The sequence below is a fragment of the Citrobacter sp. Cpo032 genome (assembly GCF_030332975.1).
Classification (GTDB): domain Bacteria; phylum Pseudomonadota; class Gammaproteobacteria; order Enterobacterales; family Enterobacteriaceae; genus Citrobacter; species Citrobacter portucalensis.
This window is the reverse complement of the sequence record NZ_JAOWGU010000044.1, coordinates 128,787-145,375: the sequence shown is the minus strand read 5'-3', so window position 1 is coordinate 145,375 and position 16,589 is coordinate 128,787. Positions and strand designations below refer to the sequence as shown.

The 16,589-nt window shown below is 55.0% G+C and carries 19 protein-coding genes and 1 tRNA gene; 16 read left to right on the top strand and 4 right to left on the bottom strand.

Annotated elements, in window-relative coordinates:
* The first annotated feature begins 60 nt into the window (after positions 1-60).
* The 15 genes from napF to OGY33_RS11810 all read left to right on the top strand — a co-directional run bounded on the left by napF (position 61) and on the right by OGY33_RS11810 (position 12,246).
* Positions 61-552 carry a ferredoxin-type protein NapF gene (gene napF / locus OGY33_RS11880; protein WP_191238278.1) on the top strand — a complete coding sequence of 164 codons (492 nt, stop codon included), beginning with the start codon at positions 61-63 and terminating at the stop codon, positions 550-552.
* Positions 542-805, top strand: coding sequence for a chaperone NapD (gene napD, locus OGY33_RS11875; protein ID WP_003027560.1), 264 nt, complete (start codon positions 542-544; stop codon positions 803-805). Before napF ends, napD begins: the two co-directional genes overlap by 11 nt.
* Positions 802-3,288, top strand: coding sequence for a nitrate reductase catalytic subunit NapA (gene napA / locus OGY33_RS11870; protein ID WP_008785300.1), 2,487 nt, complete (start codon positions 802-804; stop codon positions 3,286-3,288). The genes napD and napA overlap by 4 nt, the downstream gene beginning before the upstream one ends.
* A 6-nt stretch (positions 3,289-3,294) precedes the next feature.
* Positions 3,295-3,990 (top strand): ferredoxin-type protein NapG, encoded by a 696-nt coding sequence (gene napG / locus OGY33_RS11865; RefSeq protein ID WP_003834629.1) that lies wholly within the window; start codon positions 3,295-3,297, stop codon positions 3,988-3,990.
* A complete protein-coding gene (gene napH / locus OGY33_RS11860) occupies positions 3,977-4,840 on the top strand; it encodes a quinol dehydrogenase ferredoxin subunit NapH (protein WP_003027552.1) in 864 nt (287 codons plus the stop codon). The genes napG and napH overlap by 14 nt, the downstream gene beginning before the upstream one ends.
* Complete coding sequence (gene napB, locus OGY33_RS11855) at positions 4,837-5,286, top strand: nitrate reductase cytochrome c-type subunit (RefSeq protein WP_048215889.1); 450 nt, start codon at positions 4,837-4,839, stop codon at positions 5,284-5,286. The genes napH and napB overlap by 4 nt, the downstream gene beginning before the upstream one ends.
* A 9-nt stretch (positions 5,287-5,295) precedes the next feature.
* Complete coding sequence (napC, locus tag OGY33_RS11850) at positions 5,296-5,898, top strand: cytochrome c-type protein NapC (protein WP_003027548.1); 603 nt, start codon at positions 5,296-5,298, stop codon at positions 5,896-5,898.
* A gap of 20 nt (positions 5,899-5,918) precedes the next feature.
* Positions 5,919-6,539 (top strand): cytochrome c biogenesis heme-transporting ATPase CcmA, encoded by a 621-nt coding sequence (gene ccmA / locus OGY33_RS11845; RefSeq protein ID WP_191238279.1) that lies wholly within the window; start codon positions 5,919-5,921, stop codon positions 6,537-6,539.
* Positions 6,536-7,195 (top strand): heme exporter protein CcmB, encoded by a 660-nt coding sequence (ccmB, locus tag OGY33_RS11840; protein WP_048215891.1) that lies wholly within the window; start codon positions 6,536-6,538, stop codon positions 7,193-7,195. The genes ccmA and ccmB overlap by 4 nt, the downstream gene beginning before the upstream one ends.
* 76 nt (positions 7,196-7,271) lie before the next feature.
* A complete protein-coding gene (locus OGY33_RS11835) occupies positions 7,272-8,009 on the top strand; it encodes a heme ABC transporter permease (protein WP_003027538.1) in 738 nt (245 codons plus the stop codon).
* Positions 8,006-8,218 (top strand): heme exporter protein CcmD, encoded by a 213-nt coding sequence (gene ccmD, locus OGY33_RS11830; protein WP_048215892.1) that lies wholly within the window; start codon positions 8,006-8,008, stop codon positions 8,216-8,218. Before OGY33_RS11835 ends, ccmD begins: the two co-directional genes overlap by 4 nt.
* A complete protein-coding gene (gene ccmE / locus OGY33_RS11825) occupies positions 8,215-8,694 on the top strand; it encodes a cytochrome c maturation protein CcmE (RefSeq protein WP_016150677.1) in 480 nt (159 codons plus the stop codon). Before ccmD ends, ccmE begins: the two co-directional genes overlap by 4 nt.
* Entirely contained in the window at positions 8,691-10,646 is a 1,956-nt protein-coding gene (locus OGY33_RS11820) for a heme lyase CcmF/NrfE family subunit (RefSeq protein WP_103014193.1), read from the top strand. Before ccmE ends, OGY33_RS11820 begins: the two co-directional genes overlap by 4 nt.
* Positions 10,643-11,200 (top strand): thiol:disulfide interchange protein DsbE, encoded by a 558-nt coding sequence (dsbE, locus tag OGY33_RS11815; RefSeq protein ID WP_003834613.1) that lies wholly within the window; start codon positions 10,643-10,645, stop codon positions 11,198-11,200. Before OGY33_RS11820 ends, dsbE begins: the two co-directional genes overlap by 4 nt.
* Positions 11,197-12,246, top strand: coding sequence for a cytochrome c-type biogenesis protein CcmH (locus OGY33_RS11810; protein ID WP_048215894.1), 1,050 nt, complete (start codon positions 11,197-11,199; stop codon positions 12,244-12,246). Before dsbE ends, OGY33_RS11810 begins: the two co-directional genes overlap by 4 nt.
* Before the next feature lie 96 nt (positions 12,247-12,342).
* Here OGY33_RS11810 and narP read toward each other — a convergent pair whose 3' ends face one another.
* The 4 genes from narP to OGY33_RS11790 all read right to left on the bottom strand — a co-directional run bounded on the left by narP (position 12,343) and on the right by OGY33_RS11790 (position 15,369).
* A complete protein-coding gene (gene narP / locus OGY33_RS11805; RefSeq protein WP_003834605.1) occupies positions 12,343-12,990 on the bottom strand; it encodes a nitrate/nitrite response regulator protein NarP in 648 nt (215 codons plus the stop codon).
* Between the two features lie 208 nt (positions 12,991-13,198).
* A tRNA-Pro gene (locus OGY33_RS11800) sits at positions 13,199-13,275 on the bottom strand.
* Between the two features lie 74 nt (positions 13,276-13,349).
* Entirely contained in the window at positions 13,350-15,110 is a 1,761-nt protein-coding gene (gene yejM / locus OGY33_RS11795) for an LPS biosynthesis-modulating metalloenzyme YejM (protein ID WP_191238280.1), read from the bottom strand.
* Between the two features lie 31 nt (positions 15,111-15,141).
* The gene (locus tag OGY33_RS11790; protein WP_003027506.1) at positions 15,142-15,369 is read right to left on the bottom strand and encodes a YejL family protein; all 228 of its coding nucleotides are present in this window, start codon (positions 15,367-15,369) and stop codon (positions 15,142-15,144) included.
* A gap of 134 nt (positions 15,370-15,503) precedes the next feature.
* Between OGY33_RS11790 and yejK the strand changes: the two genes are divergently transcribed.
* Positions 15,504-16,511, top strand: a complete 1,008-nt coding sequence (gene yejK / locus OGY33_RS11785; protein WP_048234884.1) for a nucleoid-associated protein YejK — start codon at positions 15,504-15,506, stop codon at positions 16,509-16,511.
* Positions 16,512-16,589: the final 78 nt, after the last annotated feature.

The window sequence follows — 16,589 nt, the reverse complement described above, 5'->3', positions numbered from 1 at the left end:
TGCAGTTTTTTATGTCGTTCAACCCGCCGAGGGAGGGCGTCATTATGGAAGGACAATGTCATGGTTGATTTATCCCGTCGAGGCATGTTGACAGGCAGTTGGCGAAACGCCAGCGCAGGGATTCGTCCGCCGTGGAGCAAGGAAGACTCTCACTTTCTGGCCCATTGCCTCCGTTGTGACGCCTGCATCCTGGCGTGCGAAACCGACATCCTGCAGCGAGGCCAGGGTGGTTACCCGAGCGTAAATTTCAAACACGGCGAGTGCAGCTTTTGCTATGCCTGCGCAGAAGCCTGTCCCGAATCACTTTTTCTTCCGCGCCACACCAGGGCATGGGATCTGAATTTTACGATTGGGGAAAACTGTCTCGCACATCAGTCCGTTGAATGTCACCGCTGTCAGGATAGCTGTGAGCCCATGGCAATAACCTTTCGCCCCACGCTTTCCGGCATTTATCAGCCGCAGCTCGACAATCAGGACTGTAACGGATGTGGCGCCTGTGTCGCTATCTGCCCGGTATCAGCCATTAACGCGGAGTACAACCATGGACAATAACTGGCAGGTCTGCAGCCTGGTCGTTCAGGCCAAAAGCCAGCATATCAACGATATCGCCACGCAGTTGCGTTCTTTTCCCGGTTGCGAAGTTGCACTCAGCGATGTGGAAAGTGGTCAGTTGATTGTGGTGGTGGAAGCTGAGCAAAGTGAAACGCTAATGAAAACAATTGAGTCAGTACGCAACGTTGCGGGCGTACTGGCGGTGTCGCTGGTTTACCACCAGCAGGATGAGCAAGGTGAGGAAACACCATGAAACTCAGTCGTCGTAGCTTTATGAAAGCTAACGCCGTTGCGGCCGCTGCGGCGGCTGCCGGGTTAAGCGTGCCGGGCGTTGCCCGCGCGGTAGTCGGTCAGCAAGAAGCCATCAAATGGGACAAAGCCCCGTGCCGTTTTTGCGGGACAGGCTGTGGCGTATTGGTCGGAACGCAGCAAGGGCGTGTTGTGGCATGCCAGGGCGATCCGGATGCGCCGGTTAACCGTGGGCTTAACTGCATCAAAGGTTACTTCCTGCCGAAAATCATGTACGGAAAAGACCGTTTAACGCAGCCGATGCTGCGCATGAAAGACGGCAAGTATCACAAAGAAGGCGAGTTCACCCCGATTAGCTGGGACCAGGCATTTGACGTGATGGAAGAGAAATTCAAAACGTCGATGAAAGAGAAAGGCCCGGAGTCTATCGGTATGTTCGGCTCTGGCCAGTGGACGATTTGGGAAGGTTATGCCGCTGCCAAATTGTTTAAAGCGGGTTTCCGTTCCAATAACATCGACCCGAACGCACGTCACTGCATGGCCTCAGCGGTAGTCGGTTTTATGCGTACCTTCGGTATGGATGAACCGATGGGCTGCTATGACGATATCGAACATGCGGATGCCTTCGTCCTGTGGGGCGCGAATATGGCAGAGATGCACCCGATCCTGTGGTCGCGCATCACCAACCGTCGTCTGTCCGATCCTAATGTTAACGTCGCGGTTCTTTCCACCTTCCAGCACCGCAGCTTTGAGCTGGCGGATAACGGTATGGTCTTCACGCCGCAAACCGATCTGGTGATCCTCAACTACATCGCGAACTACATTATTCAAAACAATGCGATTAACCAGGATTTCTTTAGCAAGCACGTTAACCTGCGTAAAGGCGTGACGGACATCGGCTACGGTCTGCGTCCAACCCATCCGCTGGAAAAAGCGGCGAAAAACCCGGGATCCGATGCTTCTGAACCGATGAGCTTTGAGGATTACAAAGCCTTCGTTGCTGAGTACACGCTGGATAAAACCGCCGAAATGACCGGTGTGCCGAAAGATCAGCTGGAACAGCTGGCGCAGCTGTATGCCGATCCGAAGAAAAAAGTCATCTCCTACTGGACGATGGGCTTTAACCAGCACACCCGCGGCGTGTGGGCCAACAACCTGGTCTATAACCTGCACTTGCTGACTGGCAAAATCTCCCAGCCAGGCTGCGGCCCGTTCTCTCTGACCGGCCAGCCTTCAGCGTGCGGCACCGCGCGTGAAGTCGGTACGTTCTCCCACCGTCTGCCTGCGGACATGGTGGTAACGAACGAAAAACACCGCGATATCTGTGAGAAGCACTGGAATATTCCGTCAGGGACCATTCCGGCAAAAGTTGGTCTGCACGCCGTGGCGCAAGACCGCGCGCTGAAAGATGGCAAGCTCAATGTCTACTGGGCGATGTGTACTAACAACATGCAGGCCGGTCCGAACATCAACGAAGAGCGTATGCCGGGCTGGCGCGATCCGCGTAACTTCATCATCGTCTCCGATCCGTACCCGACGATCAGCGCCCTGTCGGCTGACCTGATCCTGCCGACCGCGATGTGGGTAGAGAAAGAAGGCGCCTACGGGAACGCGGAACGCCGTACACAGTTCTGGCGTCAGCAAATTAAAGCGCCGGGCGAATCGAAATCGGATCTGTGGCAACTGGTGCAATTCTCTCGTCGCTTCAAAACAGAAGAAGTATGGCCGGAAGAGCTGCTGGCACAAAAACCGGAACTGCGCGGTAAAACGCTGTATGACGTGCTGTTTGCTACGCCAGCAGTAACGAAATTCCCAGTGACTGAACTGGCTGAAGATCAACTGAACGATGAATCCCGCGAGCTGGGCTTCTATCTGCAAAAAGGCTTGTTCGAAGAGTACGCCTGGTTTGGCCGCGGTCACGGGCACGATCTTGCGCCATTTGACGATTACCACAAAGCGCGCGGTTTACGCTGGCCGGTCGTTGAGGGTAAAGAGACCCAGTGGCGCTACAGCGAAGGCAACGACCCTTACGTGAAAGCAGGTGAAAGCTACAAGTTCTACGGTAAACCGGACGGTAAAGCGGTTATCTTCGCGCTGCCATTTGAGCCTGCTGCTGAAGCGCCGGATAAAGAATATGACCTGTGGCTGTCTACCGGACGTGTGCTGGAACACTGGCATACCGGCAGTATGACGCGTCGTGTGCCTGAACTGCACCGTGCTTTCCCGGAAGCCGTGCTGTTTATCCACCCGCTGGATGCAAAAGCACGCGATCTGCGCCGTGGCGATAAGGTCAAAGTGATTTCCCGTCGTGGCGAAGTGATTTCGATTGTTGAAACACGCGGTCGTAACCGTCCGCCGCAGGGGCTGGTGTACATGCCGTTCTTCGATGCCGCACAGTTGGTGAACAACCTGACGCTGGATGCGACGGATCCGCTCTCCAAAGAGACGGATTTCAAGAAGTGCGCCGTGAAACTGGCGAAGGTGTAACGCGTTATGTCCCGGTCAGCAAAACCCCAAAATGGCCGCCGCCGCTTTCTGCGCGATATGGTTCGCGCAGCGGGCGGGCTGGCCGTCGTTGGCGTGGCGCTGGGGTTGCAACAACAAACCGCACGCGCAACCGGCGTGCGGTTGCGCCCGCCAGGTGCACTGAGCGAGGAGGCATTCGCCAGCGCCTGCGTACGTTGTGGTCAGTGCGTTCAGGCATGTCCCTATGACACGCTGAAGCTGGCAACGCTGGCCTCCGGGCTGGCGGCCGGTACGCCATATTTTGTCGCCCGTGATATTCCCTGCGAAATGTGTGAGGACATTCCGTGTGCCAAAGTCTGCCCGAGCGGCGCGTTGGACAGGGAAATTGAATCCATTGACGATTCGCGTATGGGGCTGGCGGTACTGCTGGATCACGAAAACTGCCTCAACTATCAGGGATTACGCTGCGACGTTTGCTATCGCGAGTGCCCGAAAATTGATGAGGCGATCACCCTGGAGCTGGACCGCAATATGCGTACCGGCAAGCATGCGCGGTTTATTCCGACCGTGCACAGCGATGCCTGTACCGGCTGTGGGAAATGCGAAAAAGTCTGCGTACTGGAACAGCCAGCAATAAAAGTGCTGCCGCTGTCGCTGGCGAAAGGGGAGTTAGGACACCATTACCGCTTCGGTTGGCTGGAGGGGAACAATGGCAAATCGTAAACGTGATGCCGGGCGTGAAGCGCAGGCAAAAAAAGGATGGTGGAAGAGTCATCGCTGGCTGCTGCTGCGTCGTTTGAGTCAGTTTCTGATACTGGCGATGTTCCTCAGCGGCCCGTGGCTTGGCGTGTGGATCCTGCATGGCAACTACAGTAGCAGCCTGTTGCTGGACGCTATCCCGTTCACCGATCCGCTGATTACTCTGCAAAGCCTGGCCAGCGGGCATCTGCCGGCGACGGTGGCGTTAACGGGAGCAGCTATCATCACGGTGCTGTATGCCCTGGCCGGTAAGCGGCTGTTTTGTAGCTGGGTTTGTCCCATGAACCCGGTTACCGATTTAGCCAGTTGGTTGCGCAGAAGGTTTGACCTGAATCAGTCCGCAACTCTGCCGCGCCATATACGGTACGTCCTGCTGGTGGTTATCCTGGTCGGTTCCGCCTTGACCGGTACGCTGTTGTGGGAGTGGATAAATCCAGTCTCTCTGCTTGGACGGAGCCTGGTAATGGGATTCGGTAGCGGAGCGTTGCTGATCCTCGCGCTGTTTTTATTTGATTTACTGGTCGTTGAGCATGGCTGGTGCGGGCATCTTTGCCCACTGGGTGCGCTGTATAGCGTGGTGGGAAGCAAAGGGGCATTAACCGTTTCGGCAAAAGAACGTAACAGATGTAACCGCTGTATGGATTGTTTTCATGTTTGCCCGGAACCGCATGTGCTACGTGCGCCGGTGCTGGATGAGCAAAGTCCGGTGCAGGTAACCAGCCGCGATTGCATGGCCTGCGGTCGCTGCGTGGATGTCTGTTCTGAGGATGTTTTTACAATAACAACACGATGGAGTTCGGGAGCGAAATCATGAAAAGCCATGACCTGATTAAGACGCTGTGTCAATGGACGGCCCTGCTTGCCCTGGTCGTCAGTGGGGCCGTTTGGGCTGCAAATGGAGTGGATCTGAGCCAGTCACCGGAAGTCTCAGGAACACAAGAAGGGGCGATTCGCATGCCGAAAGAGCAAGAGCGCATGCCGCTGAACTATGTGAATCAGCCGCCGATGATTCCGCATAGCGTTGAAGGGTATCAGGTGACGACCAACACTAACCGCTGCCTGCAATGCCACGGTGTGGAAAGCTATCGCACCACCGGTGCGCCGCGCATCAGTCCGACGCACTTTATGGACAGCGACGGCAAGGTATTGGCTGAAGTTGCGCCGCGTCGTTATTTCTGCCTGCAATGTCACGTTCCGCAGGCTGACGCCGCGCCGATTGTTGAAAATACCTTCACCCCCTCGAAAGGTTACGGGAAATAAGAGGTCATTATGGAAAATTCTAACCGTAAACCAGGCTGGATTAAGCGCGTCTGGCAATGGTGGCGTCGCCCCAGCCGTCTGGCGCTCGGCACGCTGTTGTTAATCGGCTTTGTGGGCGGCATTATTTTCTGGGGCGGCTTTAATACCGGTATGGAAAAGGCCAATACAGAAGAGTTCTGCATTAGCTGTCACGAAATGCGCAATACGGTATACCAGGAATACATGGAAACCGTACACTACAACAACCGCAGTGGTGTGCGAGCGACTTGCCCTGATTGCCACGTCCCCCATGAGTGGGGCCCGAAAATGATCCGTAAGATCAAGGCCAGTAAAGAGCTGTACGCGAAAGCACTGGGGCTGATAGATACACCGCAGAAATTTGAAGACCATCGTCTAACGATGGCGCAAAATGAGTGGCGGCGTATGAAAGATAATAATTCGCAAGAGTGCCGAAACTGTCACAACTTCGAGTTTATGGATTTAACCGCCCAGAAAGGCGTTGCGGCCAAAATGCACGACCAGGCCGTGAAAGACGGGCAAACCTGTATTGACTGTCATAAAGGGATAGCGCACAAACTGCCTGATATGCGCGAAGTCAAACCGGGCTTTTAACAGGATGTAGATAACCAGGTATGCTTGAAGCCAGAGAATTACTTTGCGAGAGAGATGACAGAATTCTGTTCAGCAATCTGTCATTTCGCGTCAACGCAGGGGAATGGGTACAAATTACCGGCAGCAACGGCGCAGGGAAAACCACTCTGCTGCGGTTGCTTACCGGGCTGGCGCGTCCCGATGCAGGGGAGGTTTGCTGGCAAGAGCAGCCGCTGCATCACGTGCGGGACAGCTACCATCAGCAACTGCTGTGGATCGGACATCAGCCGGGGATAAAAACCCGGCTTTCGGCGTTGGAGAACCTGCGTTTCTTCCATCATGACGGCGACATTGCACAGTGTCTGGCTGCGCTGGCGCAGGCGGGACTTGCCGGATATGAAGATATTCCGGTGAACCAGCTCTCCGCCGGACAACAGCGGCGCGTAGCGCTGGCCCGTTTGTGGCTGACCCGCGCCCGGCTATGGATCCTCGATGAACCCTTTACCGCCATTGATGTGAACGGCGTTGAGCGACTGACTCAGCGTATGGCGCAGCATACGGAGCAGGGCGGTATTGTTATTCTCACCACCCACCAGCCGCTTAATGTCGAAACCGATAAAGTGCGACGTATTGCGCTGACCAGCGGGAGGGCAACGCAATGATGTGGCGAATCTTCCGTTTAGAACTGCGAGTTGCGTTTCGTCATAGTGCGGAAATCGCCAATCCTTTATGGTTCTTCCTGATTGTTATTACGCTGTTCCCCCTGAGCATTGGGCCGGAGCCGCAGCTTCTGGCGCGCATTGCGCCGGGCATCATTTGGGTTGCGGCGCTGCTGGCGTCATTGCTGGCGCTGGAACGCCTGTTTCGTGATGATCTGCAGGACGGCAGCCTTGAGCAACTGATGCTGCTGCCGTTACCGCTACCGGCCGTGGTGCTGGCGAAAGTGATGGCGCACTGGGTCGTGACCGGCCTGCCGCTGTTGATCCTCTCGCCGCTAGTGGCGCTGCTGCTGGGCATGGATATGTACAGCTGGAAAATTATGGCGCTGACGTTGTTACTCGGAACGCCGACGCTGGGCTTCCTCGGTGCGCCGGGTGTGGGGCTGACGGTGGGCTTAAAGCGCGGCGGCGTGTTGTTAAGCGTGCTGGTGCTCCCGCTCACCATACCCTTACTGATTTTTGCAACCGCCGCGATGGATGCGGCTTCTATGCACTTACCGGTTGAAGGGTACATGGCAATTCTGGGCGCGTTGCTGGTCGGCAGCGCCACGTTAAGCCCGTTTGCCACAGCCGCGGCGTTACGGATAAGCGTGCAGTAACGAGAATTAGATGTGTAGGCCGGGCAAGGCGCTCTGGCACAACGGATTTTAATTTATGGAGTCTGGTGACTGAACTATGTGGAAAACACTTCATCAATTGGCGATGCCCCCTCGGCTCTATCAGATCTGTGGCTGGTTTATCCCGTGGCTGGCGATTGCCAGCGCGGTGGTACTGATAACGGGATGGGTCTGGGGCTTTGGTTTTGCGCCTGCGGATTATCAGCAGGGGCAGAGCTATCGCATTATTTATCTGCACGTTCCGGCGGCAATCTGGTCGATGGGCATTTATGCCTCGATGGCTGTTGCCGCGTTTATCGGCCTGGTCTGGCAGATGAAAATGGCCAATTTGGCGCTGGCTGCGATGGCGCCGATTGGTGCAGTGTTTACCTTTATTGCGCTGGTGACCGGCTCCGCATGGGGCAAACCGATGTGGGGAACCTGGTGGGTCTGGGATGCTCGACTCACCTCTGAACTGGTACTGTTGTTTCTCTACGTGGGTGCCATTGCGCTGTGGCATGCCTTTGACGACCGCCGTCTGGCAGGTCGTGCCGCCGGTATTCTGGTGCTGATTGGCGTGGTCAACTTACCGATTATCCACTACTCGGTTGAGTGGTGGAATACGCTGCATCAGGGTTCTACCCGCATGCAGCAAAGCATCGATCCGGCGATGCGTACGCCGCTGCGTCTGGCAATCGTCGGCTATCTGTTACTGTTTGTCACGCTGGCGCTGATGCGCATGCGTAACCTGATTTTGATGATGGAAAAACGCCGCCCGTGGGTGAGCGAACTGATCTTAAAAAGAGGCCGCCAATGACCCCTGCATTTGCATCATGGAGTGATTTTTTCGCGATGGGCGGCTACGCCTTGTATGTCTGGCTTGCCGTAGCGATGAGCGTTATCCCGCTGGTGGTGCTGGTACTGCATTCCACGTTACAACATCGCGCAATTTTACGCGGTGTAGCGCAGCAGCGGGCGAGAGAAGCGCGTATGCGTGCGGCGCAAGTGCAACGGGAGGCGGCGTGAATATTCGACGTAAAAATCGGTTATGGATAGCCTGTGCGGTACTGGCGGGTCTGGCGTTGACCATTACGCTGGTGCTTTATGCGCTGCGTTCTAATATTGACCTGTTCTATACGCCGGGAGAGATACTCTACGGTAAGCGCGAAACGCAGCAGATGCCCGAAGTCGGTCAGCGCCTGCGCGTGGGCGGAATGGTGATGCCCGGTAGCGTAAAGCGCGATCCGCAGTCGTTGAAGGTGAATTTCAGTATCTATGACGCCGAAGGTGTGGTGGATGTCACCTACGAAGGCATTCTGCCGGATCTGTTCCGCGAAGGGCAGGGTGTTGTTGTTCAGGGCGAACTGAACGAAGGAAATCATGTGCAGGCCAAAGAGGTTCTTGCCAAACATGATGAGAATTACACCCCGCCGGAAGTCGAAAAAGCGATGCAGGAAAACCATCGTCGCCCGGAAAGTGTTTATAAGGATAAAACGTCATGATGCCTGAAATTGGCAATGCGCTGTTGTGCCTTGCGCTCGGCGTGGCGTTACTACTGTCAGTCTTTCCGCTGTGGGGCGTAGCGCGCGGCGACGTGCGAATGATGGCCTCCGCGCGGCCTTTTGCCTGGGTTCTTTTTATCTGCGTGATGGGGGCGTTCCTGATTCTGGTCAACGCCTTCGTGGTTAATGACTTTACTGTCACCTACGTTGCCAGCAACTCCAATACCCAACTTCCGGTCTGGTATCGGGTCGCGGCAACCTGGGGGGCTCATGAAGGCTCGCTGTTGCTATGGGTGCTGCTGATGAGCGGCTGGACGTTCGCCGTTGCGGCGTTCAGCCAGCGTATGCCGCTGGACATCGTTGCCCGCGTGCTGGCGGTGATGGGGATGGTAAGCGTTGGCTTTCTGCTGTTTATTCTGTTTACCTCCAACCCGTTTGCCCGTACGTTGCCCAACTTCCCTATTGAAGGGCGCGACCTGAACCCGCTGTTGCAGGATCCGGGACTGATTTTCCATCCGCCGTTGCTGTACATGGGGTATGTCGGCTTCTCCGTGGCCTTCGCGTTTGCGATTGCCGCGCTGATGAGCGGACGACTGGACAGTACCTTCGCCCGTTTTTCGCGTCCGTGGACGCTGGCGGCATGGGTGTTCCTGACGCTGGGTATTGTACTCGGTTCGGCCTGGGCCTATTACGAGCTGGGCTGGGGCGGTTGGTGGTTCTGGGATCCGGTTGAGAACGCCTCGTTTATGCCATGGCTGGTGGGAACGGCGCTGATGCACTCGCTGTCGGTAACCGAACAGCGTGCCAGCTTTAAAGCCTGGACGCTGCTGCTGTCAATCTGCGCATTCTCGCTGTGCCTATTGGGTACTTTCCTGGTACGCTCCGGCGTGCTGGTATCGGTGCATGCCTTCGCCTCCGATCCGTCGCGCGGGATGTTTATTCTGGCCTTTATGGTATTGGTGATTGGCGGCTCCCTGTTGCTGTTTGCGGTGCGCGGTCACAAGGTCCGCTCACGGGTGAACAACGCGCTGTGGTCGCGTGAATCTCTGCTGTTGGGCAACAACGTTCTGCTGATTGCCGCCATGCTGGTGGTGCTTTTGGGCACGCTGCTGCCGCTGGTGCACAAACAACTGGGTCTGGGCAGTATTTCGATTGGCGAACCGTTCTTCAACACCATGTTTACCTGGCTGATGGCGCCGTTCGCGCTGTTGCTGGGTATTGGGCCATTAGTGCGCTGGGGCCGTGACCGACCGCGTAAACTGAAAACGTTACTGATTATCGCGTTTGTCACCACGCTTGTTCTGTCGCTGCTGCTGCCGTGGTTGTTTGAGGATCGCATTGCCGCTATGACGGTGGTTGGGCTGGCGATGGCATGCTGGATATTCGTGCTGGCGATGTCCGAAGCATTCCTGCGTGTTTCCCGCGGAACGAAGTTAACACCAAGCTATTGGGGCATGGTGTCGGGCCACGTTGGGCTGGCGATAACTATTGTCGGTATTGCCTTTAGCCAGAACTACAGCGTTGAACGCGATGTGCGTATGAAAGCAGGTGATAGCGTCAGTATCCATAGCTATCAGTTCACGTTCCGCGAAGTGAAAGATATTACCGGACCTAACTACCGGGGCGGTGTCGCCATTATTGGCGTTACCCGAGATGGTAAACCGGAAGCCACGCTGCATGCGGAAAAACGCTTCTATAACAGCACCAGTTCGATGATGACCGAAGCGGCAATTGACGGCGGATTCACGCGCGATCTGTACGCCGCGCTGGGTGAAGAACTGGATAACGGCGCATGGGCTGTGCGTCTGTACTACAAACCGTTTATTCGCTGGATTTGGGCCGGAGGATTGCTGATGGCGCTGGGCGGATTGTTCTGCCTGTTTGATCCACGCTATCGTCAGCGCGCGCGTCCTCGCGCCGCGGTGCAAAAAAATGCGTCGGAGGCTGTATGAAGCGCAACGCACTGTTAATTCCGTTTATTATTTTTCTGATCATTGCTGCGGCGCTGCTGTGGCAGCTGGCGCGTAACGCTCAGGGAGACGATCCCACGAATCTGGAATCGGCGCTGATCGGCAAACCCGTTCCGACATTCCGCCTGGAGTCGCTGGAGAATCCGGGTCAGCATTATCAGGCCGATGTGCTGACCCAGGGCAAACCGGTACTGCTGAACGTCTGGGCGACCTGGTGCCCGACCTGTCGCGCTGAACATCAGTATCTGAACCAGCTATCTGCACAAGGCGTGCGGGTGGTGGGTCTGAACTATAAAGACGATCGTCAGAAAGCCATTGTCTGGCTGAAAGAGCTGGGCAATCCTTACTCATTAAGCCTGTTTGACGGCGACGGTATGCTCGGTCTGGATCTTGGCGTGTACGGCGCGCCGGAAACGTTCCTGATCGACGGTAAAGGTATTATTCGCTATCGCCATGCCGGTGATTTGAATGCCAGGGTGTGGGAGAGCGAGATCAAACCGTTGTGGGATAAGTACAGTAAGGAGGCTGCGCAATGAGATTTTTACTGGGCCTGCTGATGCTGGTTATCTCGGGATCAGCGCTGGCGACCATCGATGTGATGCAGTTTAAGGATGAAGCGCAGGAGCAGCAGTTCCGTCAGCTTACCGAACAGCTGCGCTGTCCTAAATGTCAGAACAACAGTATCGCCGATTCTAACTCGATGATTGCCACCGACCTGCGCCAGAAAGTGTACGAACTGATGCAGGAAGGGAAAAGCCAGAAAGAAATTGTCGACTACATGGTGGCGCGCTACGGCAACTTTGTCACTTACGATCCGCCGTTGACGCCGCTTACTGTGCTTTTGTGGGTGATGCCGGTGGTAGCGATTGGTCTGGGCGGCTGGATTATTTTTGCCCGTTCTCGCCGACGCGTCCGGGTGAAGCTTGAAGAGTTTCCTGACGACGTTATCCCGGATGGCAAGCGCGGTGGATTTGGGTTGTTTGTGCCCGGCATCGTGGTGGCGCTGATCGTTGGCGCGGTGAGCTATTATGAAACCGGCAGCTATAAGCAGGTTCAGGTCTGGCAGCAGGCCACCGCTCAGGCTCCGGCGCTGCTGGAACGCGCGTTGGATCCGAAAGCTGACCCGCTCAATGAAGAAGATATGACACGTCTGGCGCTGGGACTGCGCACGCGTTTACAAGCCGATCCTACAAACGTTGAAGGTTGGATCATGCTTGGGCGTATTGGCATGGTACTCGGTAACGCCAGTACGGCCACTGAAGCCTATGCCAATGCCTATCGACTGGATCCTAAAAACAGCGATGCGGCGCTGGGTTATGCGGAAGCACTGACCCGTTCATCCGATCCTGACGATAATCGCAGGGGAGGGGAGCTGTTACGCCAGCTGGTGCGCGGCGAGCATGCCAACGTGCGGGTTCTCAGCATGTACGCGTTTAACGCTTTTGAACAGCAGCGCTTTGGTGAGGCGGTTGCGGCATGGGAGATGATGCTGAAATTATTACCGGCCAATGATACCCGTCGGGCGGTGATAGAACGCAGCATTAAGCAGGCGATGGAGCAGCTAACGCCGCAGGAGAAGTAAGAGTCCAGATTGCCCGAAGGCATGCTGCTTTCGGGCCTGTGCGAGCTTTGTAGGCCGGATAAGACGCTGTTGCGTCGCCATCCGGCATCTCATTGATTACTGCATGCCGCGTGTTTGCAAAAACAGGATGGTGGCAGCAACGCGAGAACGCACGTTGAGTTTGCGCAGCAGGTTACGAATATGCACCTTCACCGTCTGTTCGGAAATATTCAGTACCGACGCAATCTGTTTATTCGACAGCCCCTGAGCCAGCTCGTGTAACACATCCAGCTCGCGTTCGGTGAGAATGCTGAATGGATCTTCCTGCGCACCAAACAGGTCACGTTCGCGCAGATATTCGCTAACACGAGCGCTAAACGCTTTACCACCTTTTGCGCCGTTACGAATGGCTTCCAGCAAGACTTCGGGATCGCTATCTTTCAGTAAATAACCATCCGCGCCGGCATCAATTAAGGCGTACACATCGCTGGCGGCATCCGATACGGTAAGAATAATAATTTGCGCGGTGACGCCGTCCCGACGCAGCGCATTCAGGGTGTCCAGCCCGCTCATACCTTTCATATTGAGATCCAGCAGGATCACATCAAGGTCCAGACGGTTTGCCAGATCGATAGCACTTGCGCCGTCGCCTGCTTCAGCGACTACGTCAAATGCGGGATCCAGTTGCAATAATTGACTAATTCCCCGCCGCATGAGTGGGTGGTCGTCGACAATCAGCACCCGAAAAGGCGTTACTTCAGGCATACTATTCTCCTGAGCTTTTATTAGTATCATTATTGTTTTCAGCGCATCAATCGTCCAGATTCATCGCGCTGATGAGAGGATGAATTTTACCCCAATTTGTGCATGGGTAAGTAGTAAAACCTGTGCTGAAGGCTGCTGTAAAACTCAGGAATGCGGAATCGCAGACATAAAAAAACCAACCGCAAGGGTTGGTTTTTTTGGGGATTTTTGGTCGGCACGAGAGGATTTGAACCTCCGACCCCCGACACCCCATGACGGTGCGCTACCAGGCTGCGCTACGTGCCGACGCTATGGCTGCTAATACTACTGCTTTCCGCTACGAATGCAAGAGGATGCCTCACTAACTGATTTATAATTAATCAGTTAGCAATAAATCGTTTCTCATCCGTCAGAACCTGTAGCAGCAGGCTGAGCTGCGGTTTCTGATCTTTTATTTTCTCGCCACGTAAATCATAGGTCTGATAATTTCCGTTGTTGTTCAGCACCAGCGTCATCTCTGGCGTAGTCACTGCCATCGTGCTGCCGTCGGCGGCGGTCACCCAGTAATGGCGACGTGTAGCATTGAACAAATCCTGCCCCTGCGAGTATTCGTTAGCCGGCGTGCTGACATGCAGCAGGCGCTGCATCAGCGTCGTCATCAGGTCTGTATGATCGGTCAGGCTATTGATACGCTGGGCAGGTGTTCCCGGCCAGTGAATCACCAGAGGAACCTGCAGATGACCGCGCGACCAGGCAAAGTTGTTCTCTTCCTGAGTCAGCGGCACACCGCGACCCGCGGTAATAATCACCACCGTGTTGTCCAGTTTACCCGAGTCGCGCAGGGCGCTAAGAACACGGTTAATATTGGCATCCACATCCTGAGCGGCGCTGGCGTAGCGTTTGGCAAAGTTCTTCTGGTTACTGTCATCAAGGTTTGTCCCGTTAAAGGAGACCCAGGAGAACCAGCGATTATCTTCCTGCGCGTAGCGTCCCAGCCAGTTAATCCATTGGCTTGCGGTTTGTTCGTCTGATTGCGTTTGCACGCTCGGCATGGAGAAATCTGACAGTAGCGCCTGACGATAAAGCGGACTGGTAAAGCCATCCGAGGAGAATAGCCCTAACTGATAACCCTGCTGGTTCAGTGCAGAGATCAGCGCCGCAGGCGTTCGGGTCGACAAAATACCGTCCATGTAGCTTGGCGATACACCATAGAACAGGCCAAAGATCCCGTTATCCGTGGTGTTGCCTGAGCTCATGTGACGCGTAAAGGAGATATTCTGCCCGGCAAACTCAGCCAGCGCAGGCATCTGTTTTTCAAAGCGTGAGTAGTTCAGGCCGTCTACGGTGATCAGCAGAACGTTCTGGCCGGTCCCCATATCGCGATAGTGCAGTTCGCTGAGCGGGTACTGCACGGAAACCGCTTCCGGATTGCCCTGTTCGATCAGGCGACGCTGATACTCTTGCGCATCCAGCAGGCCATGTTTTTCCAGAAACTTACGCGCCGTCATCGGGTAAGAGAGTGGCAGGTTTGCGCGCTGCATGGTAATCGGGCGATAGAAATTGGCATCTGCCCAGATATACACCACATGCGAGGTGATAAAAGAAACGAAGAAGAATGCCGCTAACGGTTTGGCGAAATGGCGACGACGCGTCAGGCTGCGCAGCTTTTGCCAGCTCCAGGTCGCAAACAACATTTCTATTAACAGGATAACCGGCACGCTGATAAACAACAGTTGCCAGTCACGCGCCGCTTCATTCTGGTCAGGGTTAATGACCAGTTCCCAGACGATCGGGTTGAGGTGCAGGTGGAAGCGGGTGAAAACTTCGCTGTCGATTAACAACAGCGTCATGCCAGCCGTCGCCAGAATAGCTGATAAGAATCTCATCAGCCTCTGGGACATGACGATAAACGTCAGGGGAAACAGGATTAGCAGATAGGTGGCAAACACCAGAAAGCTAAAATGCCCGACAACGCTCAGGTAGGAATATACACGACCTGCAAGGGTTGTCGGCCAGTCGGCGACAAACAGGTAACGGCTACCGAGAACCATGGCCAACAGAATGTTGAACAAGGCAAACCAGTGCCCCCAGCTAACCATCTGGGAGACTTTCTCACGGTAGCGCTGACGATGAGTTACCATAAACTGTTGTTCGTTTCCCCGGAGCAGGCTCTTAATGCGCTTGGTCGTCGTTTACCGAAGACTGCAATGCGCGGGCAAAAGAGTTGGCAATCGCCTGGCGCTGGGCCGGTGCGATGCTTGTATTGATAAGGTTAGTCACCATGTTTCCCAGAACCATCAGGGAAAGGTCGGTCGGCGCCTTATGTTTTTCCAGTACGTTGAGCATCTCATTCAGCAGTTGTTCAACGTGTTCGTCACTATAGCGGGAAATTTGTGGCATAAATCGAAATCAGTCTGTTCATGAAAGGGCAACATATTACCGTACGGACAGTTTTTTTTCTGCTTTTTTATCTTCTATTGCGTCACTGCCCGGCAGGTGGTTGAATACCGCCCGGTCTAAAAGGAGAGTTTATCATGAGTCTGGATATCAACCAGATTGCCCTGCACCAGCTTATCAAACGTGACGAGCAGAACCTTGAGCTGGTCTTGCGCGATTCATTACTGGAACCGACAGCGACGGTTGTCGATATGATGGCTGAGTTGCATCGGGTGTATAGCGCCAAGAATAAAGCCTATGGCCTGTTTAGCGAAGAGAGTGAACTGGCGCAAACGCTGCGTTTACAGCGTCAGGGCGAAGAGGATTTTCTGGCATTTAGTCGTGCCGCGACCGGACGCTTGCGGGACGAGCTGGCGAAATATCCTTTTGCCGACGGCGGTATTGTCCTGTTCTGCCATTACCGCTATCTGGCGGTAGAGTATCTGCTGGTCGCCGTGCTGAACAATTTAAGCAGCATGCGCGTCAATGAAAATCTGGATATCAATCCGACGCACTATCTGGATATCAATCATGCGGACATCGTGGCGCGTATTGATTTAACCGAGTGGGAAACCAATCCGGAGTCCACACGCTATCTGACGTTCCTGAAAGGGCGGGTAGGGCGCAAAGTCGCCGATTTCTTTATGGATTTCCTCGGTGCCAGCGAAGGTCTGAACGCCAAAGCACAAAACCGTGGCCTGCTGCAGGCGCTCGATGACTTTACCAATGAGGCTCAACTCGATAAAGCCGAACGCCAGAACGTGCGTCAGCAGGTGTACAGCTACTGTAACGAGCAGCTGCAGGCTGGTGAAGAGATCGAACTGGAGTCGCTGTCTAAAGAGCTTTCCGGCGTCAGTGAAGTCAGCTTCAGCGAATTTACCGCTGATAAAGGCTACGAGCTGGAAGAGAGCTTCCCTGCGGATCGCAGTACGCTGCGTCAGTTAACCAAATTTGCCGGCAGCGGCGGTGGGTTAACCATTAACTTCGACGCTATGTTACTGGGTGAACGTATTTTCTGGGATCCGGCGACGGACACCTTGACCATCAAAGGTACGCCGCCGAACCTGCGCGACCAGCTGCAGCGCCGCACGTCTGGCGGGAAATAAAACCGTGTGCCGGGTGAGAGCGTTAACGCCTTATCCGGTCGACGAGAACCATCAGTATCGATGACAAAATCCCATAAA

Coding starts and splice junctions, on each gene's coding strand:
- napF (WP_191238278.1), top strand. CDS start 61: ATGGTTGATTTATCCCGTCGAGGCATGTTGACAGGCAGTTGGCGAAAC.
- napD (WP_003027560.1), top strand. CDS start 542: ATGGACAATAACTGGCAGGTCTGCAGCCTGGTCGTTCAGGCCAAAAGC.
- napA (WP_008785300.1), top strand. CDS start 802: ATGAAACTCAGTCGTCGTAGCTTTATGAAAGCTAACGCCGTTGCGGCC.
- napG (WP_003834629.1), top strand. CDS start 3,295: ATGTCCCGGTCAGCAAAACCCCAAAATGGCCGCCGCCGCTTTCTGCGC.
- napH (WP_003027552.1), top strand. CDS start 3,977: ATGGCAAATCGTAAACGTGATGCCGGGCGTGAAGCGCAGGCAAAAAAA.
- napB (WP_048215889.1), top strand. CDS start 4,837: ATGAAAAGCCATGACCTGATTAAGACGCTGTGTCAATGGACGGCCCTG.
- napC (WP_003027548.1), top strand. CDS start 5,296: ATGGAAAATTCTAACCGTAAACCAGGCTGGATTAAGCGCGTCTGGCAA.
- ccmA (WP_191238279.1), top strand. CDS start 5,919: ATGCTTGAAGCCAGAGAATTACTTTGCGAGAGAGATGACAGAATTCTG.
- ccmB (WP_048215891.1), top strand. CDS start 6,536: ATGATGTGGCGAATCTTCCGTTTAGAACTGCGAGTTGCGTTTCGTCAT.
- OGY33_RS11835 (WP_003027538.1), top strand. CDS start 7,272: ATGTGGAAAACACTTCATCAATTGGCGATGCCCCCTCGGCTCTATCAG.
- ccmD (WP_048215892.1), top strand. CDS start 8,006: ATGACCCCTGCATTTGCATCATGGAGTGATTTTTTCGCGATGGGCGGC.
- OGY33_RS11820 (WP_103014193.1), top strand. CDS start 8,691: ATGATGCCTGAAATTGGCAATGCGCTGTTGTGCCTTGCGCTCGGCGTG.
- dsbE (WP_003834613.1), top strand. CDS start 10,643: ATGAAGCGCAACGCACTGTTAATTCCGTTTATTATTTTTCTGATCATT.
- OGY33_RS11810 (WP_048215894.1), top strand. CDS start 11,197: ATGAGATTTTTACTGGGCCTGCTGATGCTGGTTATCTCGGGATCAGCG.
- narP (WP_003834605.1), bottom strand. CDS start 12,990: ATGCCTGAAGTAACGCCTTTTCGGGTGCTGATTGTCGACGACCACCCA.
- yejM (WP_191238280.1), bottom strand. CDS start 15,110: ATGGTAACTCATCGTCAGCGCTACCGTGAGAAAGTCTCCCAGATGGTT.
- OGY33_RS11790 (WP_003027506.1), bottom strand. CDS start 15,369: ATGCCACAAATTTCCCGCTATAGTGACGAACACGTTGAACAACTGCTG.
- yejK (WP_048234884.1), top strand. CDS start 15,504: ATGAGTCTGGATATCAACCAGATTGCCCTGCACCAGCTTATCAAACGT.